13 protein-coding genes and 1 tRNA gene are annotated in these 14,340 nt (G+C 61.9%); 9 read left to right on the forward strand and 5 right to left on the reverse strand.

Annotated elements, in window-relative coordinates; all coding sequences use genetic code 11:
• Positions 1-15 precede the first annotated feature (15 nt).
• The 3 genes from ACWFUC_RS15950 (at position 16) to sodC (ending at position 4,089) form a co-directional block, all read left to right on the forward strand.
• Positions 16-1,215 (forward strand): EAL and HDOD domain-containing protein, encoded by a 1,200-nt coding sequence (locus ACWFUC_RS15950; protein WP_489625385.1) that lies wholly within the window; start codon positions 16-18, stop codon positions 1,213-1,215.
• A 5-nt stretch (positions 1,216-1,220) separates the two neighbouring features.
• Positions 1,221-3,293: a putative bifunctional diguanylate cyclase/phosphodiesterase gene (locus ACWFUC_RS15955; protein ID WP_489625549.1), complete on the forward strand. Its 2,073-nt coding sequence runs from the start codon at positions 1,221-1,223 to the stop codon at positions 3,291-3,293.
• A gap of 259 nt (positions 3,294-3,552) precedes the next feature.
• Positions 3,553-4,089, forward strand: a complete 537-nt coding sequence (gene sodC, locus ACWFUC_RS15960) for a superoxide dismutase family protein (protein WP_034335522.1) — start codon at positions 3,553-3,555, stop codon at positions 4,087-4,089.
• Between the two features lie 264 nt (positions 4,090-4,353).
• Here sodC and ACWFUC_RS15965 read toward each other — a convergent pair.
• The 3 genes from ACWFUC_RS15965 to ACWFUC_RS15975 all read right to left on the reverse strand — a co-directional run bounded on the left by ACWFUC_RS15965 (position 4,354) and on the right by ACWFUC_RS15975 (position 6,651).
• Positions 4,354-4,447 (reverse strand) — tRNA-Ser (locus tag ACWFUC_RS15965).
• A 143-nt stretch (positions 4,448-4,590) separates the two neighbouring features.
• On the reverse strand, positions 4,591-5,844 hold the full coding sequence (locus ACWFUC_RS15970) for an aspartate kinase (protein WP_006462578.1): 1,254 nt from the start codon (positions 5,842-5,844) through the stop codon (positions 4,591-4,593).
• A gap of 528 nt (positions 5,845-6,372) precedes the next feature.
• Positions 6,373-6,651, reverse strand: coding sequence for a DUF4148 domain-containing protein (locus ACWFUC_RS15975; RefSeq protein ID WP_489625386.1), 279 nt, complete (start codon positions 6,649-6,651; stop codon positions 6,373-6,375).
• A gap of 250 nt (positions 6,652-6,901) precedes the next feature.
• Between ACWFUC_RS15975 and ACWFUC_RS15980 the strand changes: the two genes are divergently transcribed.
• Positions 6,902-7,813: a LysR family transcriptional regulator gene (locus ACWFUC_RS15980; protein WP_039788330.1), complete on the forward strand. Its 912-nt coding sequence runs from the start codon at positions 6,902-6,904 to the stop codon at positions 7,811-7,813.
• A gap of 37 nt (positions 7,814-7,850) precedes the next feature.
• Here the strand turns inward: ACWFUC_RS15980 and ACWFUC_RS15985 are convergent, their stop codons facing one another.
• Positions 7,851-8,279: a thioredoxin family protein gene (locus ACWFUC_RS15985; protein ID WP_489625387.1), complete on the reverse strand. Its 429-nt coding sequence runs from the start codon at positions 8,277-8,279 to the stop codon at positions 7,851-7,853.
• A gap of 111 nt (positions 8,280-8,390) precedes the next feature.
• Here ACWFUC_RS15985 and tsaB point away from each other — a divergent pair, with 111 nt between their 5' ends.
• Genes tsaB through ACWFUC_RS16005 form a run of 4 tightly spaced genes read left to right on the forward strand, consistent with a single transcriptional unit; the run spans position 8,391 to position 11,644 of the window.
• Positions 8,391-9,110, forward strand: coding sequence for a tRNA (adenosine(37)-N6)-threonylcarbamoyltransferase complex dimerization subunit type 1 TsaB (tsaB, locus tag ACWFUC_RS15990; protein ID WP_489637211.1), 720 nt, complete (start codon positions 8,391-8,393; stop codon positions 9,108-9,110).
• Positions 9,107-9,604, forward strand: a complete 498-nt coding sequence (gene rimI, locus ACWFUC_RS15995) for a ribosomal protein S18-alanine N-acetyltransferase (protein ID WP_310835541.1) — start codon at positions 9,107-9,109, stop codon at positions 9,602-9,604. The genes tsaB and rimI overlap by 4 nt, the downstream gene beginning before the upstream one ends.
• On the forward strand, positions 9,601-10,620 hold the full coding sequence (locus tag ACWFUC_RS16000; RefSeq protein WP_489625388.1) for a uracil-DNA glycosylase: 1,020 nt from the start codon (positions 9,601-9,603) through the stop codon (positions 10,618-10,620). Before rimI ends, ACWFUC_RS16000 begins: the two co-directional genes overlap by 4 nt.
• A 13-nt stretch (positions 10,621-10,633) precedes the next feature.
• Positions 10,634-11,644, forward strand: a complete 1,011-nt coding sequence (locus ACWFUC_RS16005) for a DUF1853 family protein (RefSeq protein WP_489625389.1) — start codon at positions 10,634-10,636, stop codon at positions 11,642-11,644.
• Positions 11,645-11,677: 33 nt separating this feature from the next.
• Here ACWFUC_RS16005 and lplT read toward each other — a convergent pair whose 3' ends face one another.
• Complete coding sequence (gene lplT / locus ACWFUC_RS16010; RefSeq protein ID WP_121039922.1) at positions 11,678-12,949, reverse strand: lysophospholipid transporter LplT; 1,272 nt, start codon at positions 12,947-12,949, stop codon at positions 11,678-11,680.
• 268 nt (positions 12,950-13,217) lie between these two features.
• Here lplT and alr point away from each other — a divergent pair, with 268 nt between their 5' ends.
• A complete protein-coding gene (gene alr, locus ACWFUC_RS16015) occupies positions 13,218-14,297 on the forward strand; it encodes an alanine racemase (protein ID WP_489625390.1) in 1,080 nt (359 codons plus the stop codon).
• Positions 14,298-14,340: the final 43 nt, after the last annotated feature.

Here is a 14,340-nt window from a genome sequence, read left to right on the forward strand (position 1 = left end):
CGCCACGATAAAAATATGGCTGTTCAGGATAAAAGCGTTCCATTTCCACTCGTGTTTTTGCAGCCCGTCGCGGACGTCCACCACGTCTGGACAGCGCTGTCCTTGCATATTTCACCTGCGGTCGAAGACGACAATGCCTTGCTGTCTCGCCTGTTCAATGAGTTCGATCTGCATGATGCACTGGGCGGACTGAGCTGCATCATCCCGGTGCGTGATCCTGCGGTCTTCGCGCCGGAATTCCGGCAAGAGATCCCGCAAGGGCAGCTCGCATTGCGCGTGCCGGTGGAGCATTGTGTGGACCCGGGCAAGATCGATGCGCTGGACTGGCTCTACAGCCGCGGCTTCGCCATCATCGCCGATGGCTTGCCGGCGCAGGGCGCGAGCGTTTTTCCCTTTGTCGAATCGATGGCGCTGGACGCCGGGGTGGGGCACCTGCCTGAAACCGGGTATTGGCTGCACCGCCTGCGTGGACCGCACTTGGCCGAGAACGTGGGCGATGCCGTTCAGTTTGATGCCTGCCGGGTGGAAGGTTTCCGCTGGTTCTCGGGCGACTATGCCTTGCATCCCGACAGCCGCCTGTCGCAAAAAAATTCCATTTCCCGTGCGCGCCTGCTGAAATTGCTGGAGCTGGTGGCACGCGACGCCGATGCCAATGAACTGGAATCCCTGCTGAAGCAGGACCCGGCCTTGTCCTATCAGCTCTTCAAGCTGGTCAGCTCGGCCGCCTTCGGTTTCTCGGCCCATATCACCAATTTCACCCAGGCCATCAACCTGCTGGGCCGCCGCCAGCTGCAGCGCTGGCTGCAGTTGCTGCTGTATGCACGCTTCCCCGGCGACGAGTCCGCCAATCCGCTGCTGCCGCGTGCCGCGGCGCGCGCGGCGATGATGGAATCGATGGCGCAGAAGGTGGACTGCACCCAGGAAGAACTGGACCGCGCCTTCATCACCGGCATGTTCTCGCTGCTGGATATTTTGCTGGGCATGCCGCTCAACGACATCATCGAGCCGCTCAAGCTGCCGGTGGATATCGTCAATGCGCTGGTGTACCGTACCGGCCGGCTGGGCAAACTGCTGAACGTGGTCGAGCGCTCCGAAGATGGCCGCATTCCGCTGCGTCATGTCGACCTTGATGCAGCCGGTCTCGATGCCGAGGTGTATTGCCGTTGTCTGATCCAGGCCTTCAATTGGGCCACGCGCGTCAGCACTGAGGCGTGATGACAATGATTTCCTCCGTGGGCACTGACGATCTGGCATGCTGTTCGGCACTGCTGGACGCCATGCAGAACCTGCAGGGCATGGCCTTGCACGCGGCACTCGGAGGGATTGCATCCGGTTTCCTCAAGCGTCCCGGTGGCCGCTATGTGGTCAGCCCGCCGCCGGAGTCGGCCAGCGGGCTGTGCCAGGTGGTGGAGCATGAGGGCGCGCGCTTCGGCCACTTCGTCTTTCCGGCGCTGACCCGCCCCTATACCGAACTGGAACGCACGCGTCTGGCGATGCTGGCGGCTTTCCTCGGCCGCCTGATGCAGCGCCGCGCCGAGACCGACAAGCGCGCCCGTTCGCTGGACCAGATCGAAGCCAAGCTGGAGCAGCAGGCGCAGATCCTCAATCAGATGCACGAGTCGGTCATCACCATGGACCCGGCCGGTTTCATCACCAGCTGGAACCGTGGGGCCGAGCAACTGTTCGGCTACAGCGCGCTGGAAGCCATCGGCCGCAACGTGCTGTTCCTCTACGAGAACGAAGAGGAAGAGGATTCGCTGCACGACTTGTTCCTGGAGCAGGGTGGCCGCGAGATGGAGGTGCGTCGCCGCAAGAAGTCCGGCGAGGTGTTCTGGGCCAGTCTGTCGCTGTCCGTGATGCGTGACCAGCACGGCCATCCGATTGGCCTGATCGGCTATCTCAACGACATCACCGAACGCAAGAACGCCGAAAAGCTGATCCATCATCTGGCCTACTACGATGCCCTGACCGGACTACCCAACCGCACCTTGCTCACCCGCACCGTGGATCAGGCGCTGACCGAAGCCCGGCATGAGAACATGCACGGCTGCGTGATGTTCATCGACCTGAACCGCTTCAAGCCCATCAACGACACGCTGGGCCACGTGGCCGGCGACATGTTGCTGGTGGAAGTGGCGATCCGCCTGCGCCGCGCCTTGCGCGAGCAGGATGTGGTGGCACGCCTGGGGGCGGATGAATTCGCGGTGGCGCTGTTCGACATCGACAAGGATTACCATCCCGGCTTTGTCGCCCAGAAGCTGCTGGCCGTGTTTGATGATCCGTTCTTCATCGACGGCCATGAGCTGCGCGTGGGGGCCAGCATTGGCGTGAGCATGTACCCGGAAGACGCGACCGATACCGAAACCCTGCTGCGCCTGGCTGACATCGCCATGTACCGGGCCAAGCAGGGTGGCGACAACAACGAAAACGGCTACGTCTATTACAGCGAAGAGATGAATCGCAACACGCTGGACTTGTTGCGCATCGAAACCGGTTTGCTGCACGCCTTCGAATACAACGAATTGCTGCTGTACTACCAGCCCAAGGTGGATATGAACACCTTGGCGATCACCGGTGGCGAGGCCCTGGTGCGCTGGCAGCATCCGGAGCGCGGATTGCTTTTGCCGGGTGAGTTCATCCCGATTGCTGAAGAAACAGGCTTGATTGTGCAGTTGAGCGATTGGGTGCTGGACGCAGTATGCCGCCAGGCGCGCTCGTGGAGGGATGCCGGCCTGGCTCCGATCCGCATCGCCCTGAACGTGACGGCGCGCGAATTCACCCGTTCGCTGCCGGACCGCGTGCGTGCGGCGCTGAACCGCCATTCGCTCAGTGGCGACTGGCTGGAGCTGGAAATCACCGAGAGCATGCTGATGCACAGCACCGATCGCGTCATTTCCATCATGGAAAAGATCTGCAGCCTGGGCATCACGATTTCGCTGGATGACTTCGGGACCGGCTATTCCAGTCTCTCGTACCTGAAGCGCTTCCCCATCAATACGCTCAAGATCGACCGTTCCTTCACCATGGGCATTCCGGACGATACCAATGACTGCGCCATCGCCAGCGCCATCATCGGCATTGCCAAGCAATTGCGCCACAAGGTTATCGCCGAAGGGGTGGAGACGCAGAAGCAATTCAACTTCCTGCGCGAAGCCGGTTGCAATGAATTGCAGGGCTATATCTTCTCGCGCCCGATTCCGGCGGTGGATTTCCACGCCATGCTGCTGGAGGGGCGCAAGCTCAACTTTGTGCCGGAAATGCCGGCTTCCGCTGAAGACCTTCCTGATCAATAAGGCTGGCAGCCGGTGCGTGGTGTTGCGCTGCCCGGCAACTGGCTGCTTCTCTTCCAGATTCCCCTGTTGTCCTGCGCCGGATGCGGTCCTATGCTGAAGGCCGTGTTGCGAGAGATTTAATCCCTTCGGGCATTCTCTCGAAGTTTTTCGGTCTGATGGGAGAATATTGTCCAGATATCATCAGCAATTTTTCAGGTTTTCGGCGTACTGCCGTGTCAGTGCCTATTCTTCACCTTTCAACCAACGAAGGAGAACGATCATGAAACGACGTATTGCACAGCTGGCCTTGCTGGCCTGCGCATCTGCGGCTTCGGCTGCCATGGCTGCCGAAGCGCCGCTCAAGGTGGCGCTGAACCTGGTCAACGCGCAAGGGGTGGCGTCCCCGGCGGGCGAGGTGACCATCAGCGAGACGCCTTATGGGCTGCTGTTCCAGCCGGCCTTGTCGGGCTTGCCGGCGGGCGTGCATGGTTTCCATGTGCACCAGAATGCTTCCTGCGCGCCGCTGGAGAAGGATGGAAAGATGGAGCCGGCGCTGGCCGCCGGTGGGCATTGGGATCCGCAAAAGACTGGCAAGCATGAAGGTCCCTATGGCGAAGGTCATCTGGGCGACTTGCCGGCCTTGTATGTCACGGCCGATGGCAAGGCAGAGAACCCGGTCCTGGCCCCGCGCCTGAAGACGCTGGCCGAAGTGCGCGGACATGCGCTGATGGTGCATGTGGGCGGGGATAATCACTCGGATCATCCGGCTCCGCTGGGTGGTGGGGGTGTGCGACTGGCGTGCGGGGTGATTCAGTAAGCGTTCGTCCTGACATGCCATCAGGATGTGGATCAGGAAGTGCGTTCTAGCGGGCGCACTTCCTGTTCGATCCGCGCGCCGTGGTCACGCTGCTTGACCTTCAGATGGAGGGGTATTTGCCGGTTCAGTCAGGACCCAATCAGCAGCGAGAATTAAAGTTGCCCTGAACGAGTCGGTGCAAGCGGGGATTTTTTGAGTAAGAGATAAAGCCGGAAGGGGAAATGAAAAACGGGTCCATCAGGACCCGTTTTTCATTTGAAGCTTTGGCGGAGACGGAGGGATTCGAACCCTCGATACAGGTTTAAGCCCGTATGCTTCCTTAGCAGGGAAGTGCCTTCGACCACTCGGCCACGTCTCCACACTGAAGGCTGTTATCGCATTGCTGCGTTGCCTCAGCGAAGACCGAGATAATATCTTCTCATTTGCATCCGGTCAACAGTGGTCTTGCAAAAAATCACTGTTTTTTCACCGGTGCGGTCTTCGCTTTGCGCGGTGCGTGATTTACTTGGCGCTGTCCAGGTCAAAGGCCTTGTGCAGGGCGCGCACGGCCAGTTCCATGTACTTCTCGTCGATCAGCACCGAGATCTTGATTTCCGAGGTGGAGATCATCTGGATGTTCACGCCTTCTTCCGACAGCGTGCGGAACATCTGCGAAGCGATGCCGACGTGGCTGCGCATGCCCACGCCGACCACCGAGACCTTGGAGACCTTGGTGTCGCCATTGATGGCGGCTGCACCGATGTGTGCCTTGACGCTGCTGTTGAGTACTTCCACAGCCTTGGCATATTCGGCGCGCGGCACGGTGAAGGTGAAGTCGGTCTTGCCTTCCACCGACTGGTTCTGGATGATCATGTCCACTTCGATGTTGGCGTCGGCCACCGGGCCCAGGATCTGGTAGGCGATGCCCGGACGGTCGGGTACGCCCAGCACGGTAATCTTGGCTTCGTCGCGGCTGAAGGCGATGCCGGTGATGGTTGCTTGTTCCATGTTCTTGTCTTCCTCAAACGAAATCAGGGTGCCGGAGGCGGCTTCTTCGGCCAGCGGCGTGAGCGGGTCGGTCAGCGACGACAGCACGCGGGTCGGCATCTTGTAGTTGCCGGCGAATTCCACGGAGCGGATCTGCAGGACCTTGGAACCCAGGGACGCCATTTCCAGCATCTCCTCGAAGGTCACGGTCTTCAGGCGCCGGGCATCGCTCACCACGCGCGGGTCGGTGGTGTAGACACCATCCACGTCGGTGTAGATCAGGCATTCCGCCGCCTTGATGGCAGCGGCCACGGCCACGGCCGAGGTGTCCGAGCCGCCACGGCCCAGGGTGGTGATGTTGCCGTCGGCGTCCACGCCCTGGAACCCGGTGATCATGACGATCTTGCCAGCGTTCAGATCCTTGCGGACCTTGGCGTCATCGATGGAGCGGATGCGCGCCTTGGTGAAGGCCGAGTCGGTCTTGATGGGGACTTGCCAGCCGGCGTAGGAGACGGCTTGCTTGCCCAGCGCCTGCAGGGCGATGGCCAGCAGCGCCACCGAGACCTGTTCGCCGGTCGAGGCCAGCATGTCCAGTTCGCGGCCGTCGGGCTGGGCCATGATTTCCTTGGCCATGCCCAGCAGGCGGTTGGTTTCACCAGACATCGCCGAAGGCACGACAACGATCTGATGGCCGGCGTCGTGCCATTTGGCAACGCGCTTTGCGACATTCTGGATGCGCTCGATTGAGCCCATCGAGGTGCCGCCGTATTTGTGAACGTATAAAGCCATAGGGGATAAAAAATGGTGGCCCGACTTTGACAAGAAAACCCTGAGCCAGGCGGGAAGGAACAAACCCTTGACTTTACATGCGGTGCGCCAAAATCTCAAGGAAAAGCTCGGTTTGACAAGGTTTTCCGGGGATGTTTGCATGTCGCATCGCAGCAAAAAAGCGCATTGAATGCATCAGTCATGCACGATCTGGCCGGCTCATGCGGTGAGAATGCACGTCACTTGCGGCCAGGGCGCGATCAGTGAAAAAAGAAGGGGAGCCAAACGTGGGGAGGAGGGAGGCTGGTGCACCAGCTGTCATGCGCCCGGCAAGACGTGGCGGCATGGCAGGTGGTGCTGCGGTACGGGGACTGCGGTACTGCGGGTAGTGCGTTGCTGCGGTATAGCTTCATCCTGGCACGGTGGTTCGGACGCAGGCGGTCGGCATTCGTTCGCGTTCATTCACGTTCAACGCGGGGCATGCGCCGGTGCGGAACACTGCCGTGGCGGAATCGGTCCATCCGGACATCGGATGCGGATCGGTTCCGATCAAGCGCCGCTATACAGGCTTTGTGCTGCGCTGTTGGCTTGTTGCGCCTGGTTGGCGACATCCTGGCGGCTCAGTTGCGAGGGGGCTTGGCGGATGATGGGATATTCATTGCGCGTGGCGATCTCGTGATTGGCTTGAGCGCGTTGCAGTTCGGCCTTGACGTCAGCACGGGTCTGGGTCGAGTGGAACGGGGTTTCCGGCGGATACGGAGCTTCAGCCATGGCGGCACCAGCAGCGGCGAGCAGGGAGGCGGCAACGATGATGTTCTTGATGTTCATGATAATGTCCTCTGTTTGGGTAAGTGGGGGTTGCTCTTCTCCAGGGCCGGCGAGTCGCGGGAGTGATCCATGCTCTCCTTGTGGGAAAGCCCACTCGTGGGCGACCTGGTGGAGCCGGTCAGCGCGATCTTTGTTGCTTTGTTGCGTTGCGCTAACCGATGAATGAAGTGTAAATATTGCGAAGACGAAGAAAAATAGGTTTAATCGGAATTGACTATTTCTCTTTGTGGAACAATCAGGGACTTGAAAAATGGATCGTCTGCAATCAATGCGGGTGTTTGCAAAGGTGGTGGAGCAGGGCAGTTTCGTGCGTGCCGCCGAGTTGCTGGACATTTCCAATGCGGTGGCAACCCGTTTCATCGCCGATCTGGAGGCACACCTGGGGACCCGCCTGCTCAATCGCTCGACCCGCCGCCTCTCGCTTACGGAGGCCGGGCAGGCCTATCTGGAGCGGGTTCACATGATCCTCGCCGAGGTCGATGATGCCGAAGCGCTGGTATCCATGGAAACCAAACGTCCGGCCGGGACGCTGGCGATTTATTCCAATGCCGGTTTCGGCCAGTCGCAACTGGGCGAGATGCTGGCTGCCTATGCCGGGATCTATCCTGACGTGGGGCTGGACGTCTATCTTTCCGACCGCTCCATCGACCTGGTGGAGGAAGGCATCGATATCGGATTCTTCAGCAGCATGCAAAAGTTTGATGCCAGCATGATCGTGCGACAGCTGGGTGTAGCCAAGGTGATCCTTTGTGCTTCACCTGCCTACCTGGAGCGCGCCGGAGCGCCCGCACAGCCCGAAGACCTGTCGCGCCACAGCTGCCTGAACTTCTCGCATGAATATTTGCGCCATCACTGGCATGTCAATACTGAGGCCGGCGTGATGGATGTGCCCATCGTCAGCAAGGTGGTCTCCAACAGCGGCGTGCTTTTGCGTGACCTGGCACTGGCTGGCATGGGTATCGTGCTGCGGCCCTCCTACTCGCTGGGCGATGACCTGCGTTGCGGCAAGCTGGTACAGGTGCTGCCCGGCTTTGACATGGGGCAGGTGGTGATTTCGATGGTGTATCCGAGCCGCCGGCTGCTGTCGGCCAAGGTGCGCAGCTTTGCCGATTTCATCAGTGCGCGCTTCCCGCACCCGGAAACCGATCCCTGGCTGACCTGAATTACGCAACCAGAAGCGACGCGCGTTGAGGGAAACTTCAGCCGATCACATCAGCCAGCTTGTCCAGCAGGCTGCAATCTTCCTGCCAGGTGCGGCGCTCGGCGGAACTGGCGGCTTCACGTTGCAGGTCGGCGTCGCTCTTGTCGACCTGGGCCAGCAGGATGCGCTCGGCCAGGCGGGTGTCCGGTTCCATGGGGCCGAAGAAGGTGACCGTGGCACCGCGCTCGATCAGGAGGGTAGGGAAGTTGTCGATGTCGAGATCGCCGACCAGGTCGGCCTGGTCCTCGATATCGATCCACACGAAGTGATGCTGCGGATAGCGGGCCGCCCAGGCCTGGAAGGCGGCTTCATATTCACGGCAGCTGCCGCACCAGTTCGCGCACAGGCAGGCCACGACCCAGGTGTCGTTGCGAAGCGCCTCGGCGAGCGGGCGGCGGTTGGTTTGGTCTAATTTCTGGTAGGACATGGCACGCTTATTTTACCCCCTTCGGCGCGAAGGGTTTTGCGCTGCCGCACAAAGGCTCACCTTAGATGCGAACGCACCGAACAATTGCGCGCCGCACGGTAAAATAGCGGGATGTCCACGATTCTTGCCATTGAAACCTCCACCGAGCTGGCCTCGGCGGCCTTGCTCTACCAGGGCGAACTGATTGCGCGCCAGTCTGCTGGTACCCAGACGCACTCGGACGCCATCCTTCCCATGATCCAACAATTGCTGGCCGATGCCGGCCTGGCGCTGTCGCAATGCGATGCGCTGGCCTTTGGCGTGGGCCCCGGCTCCTTCACCGGCGTGCGCACGGCGTGCGGCGTGGTGCAGGGGCTGGCCTTTGGCTGTGACCGTCCGGTGGTCCCCGTGGTGACTCTGGAAGCGGCGGCCCAAGCCTGCCGTGATGAAAATCCGCAGGCCAGCGATGTGCTGGCCATCCTCGATGCCCGCATGGGTGAAGTCTATTGGGCGCGCTACCGCGCCCGTACCGATGGCGGTTGGGAGACGCTTGCCGAACCGGCCCTGTCGTCTGCCGCTCAGGTACCGGTCGAAGGCCGCCCCCATGCCTGCGGCAATGGTTTGTCGGTGTATGCCGAGCATTTCAGCGCCAACTTCTGCACGGCCGCCTTCGCCAGTGTGCAGCCACAGGCGATGCCCCATGCGCGCCAGGTGGCGACGCTGGGACAGGTGCATTTCAGCGCCGGCCTGGCCTTGTCGGCACAGCAGGCGCAGCCGCTCTATCTGCGTAACAAGGTGGCCCTGACCACGGCCGAGCGCGAAGTGCGCGATGCGGCCAAGGGTGTGGCATGAGCGAGCAACTGGCCGTGCCGCTGCCTGTCTCGCATCCGCGTTACGGGCGGCTGCAATTTGCGGCCATGGGCGCGAGTGACCTGGATGCGGTGGTCAGGATCGAAGAGGCCGTCTACTCCCATCCCTGGACGCGCGGCAATTTTCAGGATTCGCTCTACAGCGGCTACCAGGCGCAGACCCTGCGGGATGCCCACGGCGAATTGCTGGGCTACTTCCTGGTGATGCTGGCCGTGGATGAAGCCCATCTGCTCAATATCAGCGTGGCCGCCCTGCATCAGCATCAGGGCCTGGGCCGCATGCTGCTGGACCAGGCGACCGGGCTGGCACGCCAGCACCACATGCGGACCATGTTGCTGGAGGTACGTGAGTCCAACGTGCATGCCGCCAAGGTCTATCGCCAGTACGGCTTTACTGAAATCGGGCGGCGCAAGAATTACTATCCCGCCGCCAACCAGACCCGAGAAGGGGCTATCGTCATGAGTCTGCCCTTATGAATGAAGAATTGAAACAAGATCCGGGCTTCGGCTCCTCCCTGGCCCTGCTGGATGCGCTGGGCATTGGCCCGGTCTGGGTGCGGCGTGAGCTGGCGGTGGAAGAGGTGCAGGCCGCGCAGGCGGAAGTACCTGCTCAGGAAACGGCCGCGGCCGTGCCCGCTGCCCCTGTCGACGCGCCCAAGGTCATCGCGCCTGAACCCGTCGTGGCTCAATCCAGGCCGCCCGTCGCTGCTCCGGTGGTGCAACCGTCCACGCCTGCTGCTCGTCCGGCTCCCGCCGCCCCCGCTCGTCCGCGTGCGCCGGTCGATGAAGACGGCGGCCCGCCTTCCTGGCTGGACGAGATGGACTTCGGTACTGCGCTGGAACCGATGCTGATCCCGGACGGCGACGACGAGGAAGACGCCCCGGCCGTTGACCCCATGATTGCCCGCATCAAGGCCATGGACTGGCCGCAGCTCAAGCAGCAGGTTGCTGAGTGCCGCCGCTGCGGACTGTGCGAAGGCCGCAAGAATACCGTCTTCGGCGTAGGCGATGAAAAGGCCAAGTGGCTCTTCATCGGCGAAGGCCCGGGCCGCAACGAGGATCAGCAGGGCGAACCCTTCGTCGGTCCTGCCGGCAAGCTGCTGGACAACATGCTGCTCTCCATGGGCGTCAAGCGCGGTGAGAATGCCTACATCGCCAACATCGTCAAATGCCGTCCCACCGACGACAACGGCCGCGACCGTCCGCCCTCGCCGCAGGAAGTGGCCTCCTGCCTGCCTTACCTGCAGCGCCAGATCGAACTGATCCAGCCTACCGTGCTGGTAGCGCTGGGGAAGACGGCGGCCATTTCGCTGCTGGGCATGGATCCGGCCACGCCGGTTTCGCGTCTGCGCGGCACGGTGCATCGCTATCAGGACCTGCCGCTGGTGGTGACCTACCACCCGGCCTATCTGCTGCGCACGCTCACCGACAAGAGCAAGGCCTGGGCCGACCTGTGCCTGGCCATGAGCACTTACGCTGCGCAAGCCCGCTGAAGCGATGCCCAGCATGGACCTGAGCTCGCATCAGGCGCGTTTCCACCAGCGCTGGCCCGATCTGCGGGATCCGCATGTGCGCGCACTGGCCTGGCTGTTGTATGCGCCCGATCTGCTGGCGCCGGAGGCCGTCTGCTGGGAGGGCCGGGTCGCCACGCTGGGCCAGCTGTCACCCGAGGTGGCCGGCTGGCTGCACGACCTGCAATACGATCCGGCCATGAATGCCGCCTTGCACGCCCACCTGGCGCAACAGCCATCAGGACGCCTGGGCCGGTACGCCGAAAAGCTGCTCGGTTTCTATCTGCGCCAGCAGGACTGCCTGGTCGCCGCCAATTTGCAGGTCCGCAATCAGGGACCGACGCGAGAAACACTCGGCGAATTCGATTTCCTGATTCGTTCCCCCGAGGCGGAGAACGACGGCGGCGTCGTGCATTGGGAGTTCGCCACCAAGTTCTATCTCTTGCAGGCGCGGGAGCTGGCCGCCACGGCGCAGGCGGATGCCTTCGTCGGTCCCAACCTGGCCGATTCGCTGGGCCGCAAGATGCGCAAGATCATGCAGCAGCAACTGAAGCTTTCCGAACATCCGGCCGCCCAGGCGGTACTGCCGGCTCCTGTGGTAGCGGCGCGCGCCCTGGTCAAGGGATGGCTGTTCTACCCGCTGGATGCGGCGCTGAGCTTGCCGCCCACCATGGGCATTGCTGCCGATCATTGCCGGGGATTCTGGTGTGATGCGGCCTCGCTACCACGTATTGAGGAAGAGACGATGTGCTATGCCGTCCTGCCGCGACTGTCCTGGCTGGCACCGGCGCGCCTTCCAGCCGGGCAGGGCATGACCCTGGCACAGCTGCGGAGCACCTTGGAAGACATGTTCAGTGCCGACGACAGTCCGGTCATGGTGGCGCAATGCCGCCTGCAGGAGGGCACCGAACCGGAATGGCTGGAAGTGATGCGCGGCTTCGTCGTGCCGCCGCAGTGGGAAGCGCGTGCCGCCGCAACGGTGCAGCACGCCATCGTGCCGGTCTGAACCGCCGGTCCAGACCTTCAATCCATCGTGAAATCAGTGGTGGGGATGCTTGTCCTCGCCGATCAGCGCCAGCGAGTCATGCTCGCGCTGGTTGGCGGCATGGCGGCGCATGATGAGATACATGATGCCGGCCACGAAGGAGCCGAAGATGATGATGACGGTATTCACATCCAGGTTCATGCGCACCATGAAGGCATACAGCACCAGCATGGTCAGCACCGAGAGGTTCTCGTTGAAGTTCTGGACGGCAATCGAATGGCCTGCGCTCATGAGCACGTGGCCACGGTGCTGCAGCAGGGCGTTCATCGGCACCACGAAGTAGCCCGACAGCGCGCCCACGATCACCAGCAGGGGATAGGCCACCCACACCGAGGTGGTGGTGGTCATCAGCATCACCACGATGCCCATGATGATGCCCAGCGGCATGACGGTCAGCGATTTCTTGAGCGGCACGAAGCGGGCGGCGGCCACTGCACCCAGGGCAACACCCACGGCGACGATACCCTGCAGGATGGCGGCCTTGTCCAGCGGCATGTGCAGCGACTTTTCCGCCCATTTCAGAACGATGAACTGCAATGTCGCCCCGGCGCCCCAGAAGAGCGTGGTCACGGCCAGCGAGATCTGGCCCAGCTTGTCCTTCCACAGGGTGGTGAAGCAGCCGGCGAAATCGACGATGAGGCGGATGGGATTGCGTTCCTGGTGCTCGTAGCGGGCACCGGTATCAGGAATGTAGAAGTTGAAGAGGGCGGCGACGATGTAGATGCAGGAGATGATGCACAGGGCCGCTTCGGTGGGGGTGTCAATGGGCAGGTCGACCATCGGGAAGTCGAAGCTGAGGATCACCGCTGAAATCTTGGGATTGACCAGCGCCCCGCCGAGGACCGTGCCCATGATGATGGAGCCCACCGTCAGCCCCTCGATCCAGCCGTTGGCCGCGACCAGTTTTTCCGGCGGCAGCAGTTCGGTGAGGATCCCGTACTTGGCCGGTGAATAGGCCGCTGCACCGAAGCCGACCACGGCATACGCCAGCAGAGGATGCACGGTAAAGAACATGAGGGAACAACCGACGATCTTGATCATGTTGGTGATCAACATGACCTTGCCCTTGGGGAAGGCGTCGGCGAACGCACCCACGAAGGCCGCCAGCAGCACATAGGAAAGCACGAAAAACAGCTTCAGCAGCGGGGTCATCCACGCTGGCGAATGCATTTCGGCAAGTAGGGCGATGGCGGCGATCAGCAGCGCGTTATCGGCGAGCGACGAAAAGAACTGCGCCGCCATGATGGTATAGAAACCGCGATTCATCCCTGTCCAAGATGTATAACAAATGATGTCCGGGTAGCTTTATACCATGAAACCATGCACGCTCCGTCATAAGTCAAACCATAAAGATGTTCGTCCGGTAAAATGCCCGCTTGTTCCCCGCTGGACAAAAACTTCCGGGCGAACCGCGACAGGCAGGCCCATGGCGGCCTTGCTGCTCGCCGTGCGCATTGCCAGCCGAGATCGGCCGTTCGCCTACCCGCGAAGGCCCTCTGTGAGCCATCTGCCCTCGTTACTGCCACTGGATATCATGCCAAGACCGATCGTCGCTTCCATCAGCATTTCCGCACTTCAACACAATCTTGCCGTCGCCCGCGCCCATGCGCCCAACGCCCGCGTCTGGGGGGTACTCAAGGCCAATGGCTACGGTCACGGGCTGGAACGCGCCATGCGCGGTTTCGCCGATGCCGACGGCCTGGCGCTGGTCGAACCGGATTATGCCGTTCGCCTGCGCGAGCTGGGCTGGACCAAGCCCATCCTGTTGCTGGAAGGGTTCTTTGATGCCGAGGACCTGCCAGTGCTGGCCCGCCACGACATCCAGTTTGCCGTGCATTGCGATGAGCAGATCGCGCTTTTGGAACAATTCGTCACCGACGCTGCCTTCCATGTGCACCTGAAGATGAACAGCGGCATGAACCGCCTGGGTTTCAAGCCCGAGGCCTTTCACGCCGCCCATGCGCGCGTGAGCAAGATCGCCAGCGTGCGCAGCATCACCATGATGACCCACTTCGCCAATGCCGACGATGCGCTCAACCCGTCCTTGCCGCTCTCCGAGCAGGTACGCCGCTTCCAGGCCGGCACCGAAGGGCTGCCCGGCGCGCGCAGCCTTTGCAATTCCGCTGCCGACCTGATGCATGGCGAACTGGCCCATGACTGGGTGCGCCCCGGCATCATGCTGTACGGCGCTACCCCGGGCGGTGGCAGTGCCGCCGACTTTGGCCTGCGCGCGGCGATGACGCTGGAAAGCCAGATCATCGGCGTGCAGGACATCCCCACGGGTGAAGCCATCGGCTACGGCAGCCGCTTCGTGGCGGACAAGCCGATGCGTATCGGTGTGGTCGCCTGCGGCTATGCGGACGGCTATCCGCGCCATGCGCCGACAGGCACGCCCGTGCTGGTCGACGGTATCAAGACCGGCACCGTCGGGCGGGTCTCGATGGACATGCTGTGCGTGGACCTGACCGAACTTCCCGGCGCGAGTGTCGGCAGCCGCGTCGAGCTGTGGGGCCGGCAATTGCCCATCGATGAGGTTGCCTTTGCGGCGGGTACCATCGGATATGAACTGATGTGCGCACTGGCCCCACGGGTGGCGGTGCGTGAAGTGGACTGAACGAAAAAAGATGAACCTCCTGACAGATTTCCGGGAAGTTTCA

The sequence above is a fragment of the Herbaspirillum sp. Her4 genome (assembly GCF_057961335.1).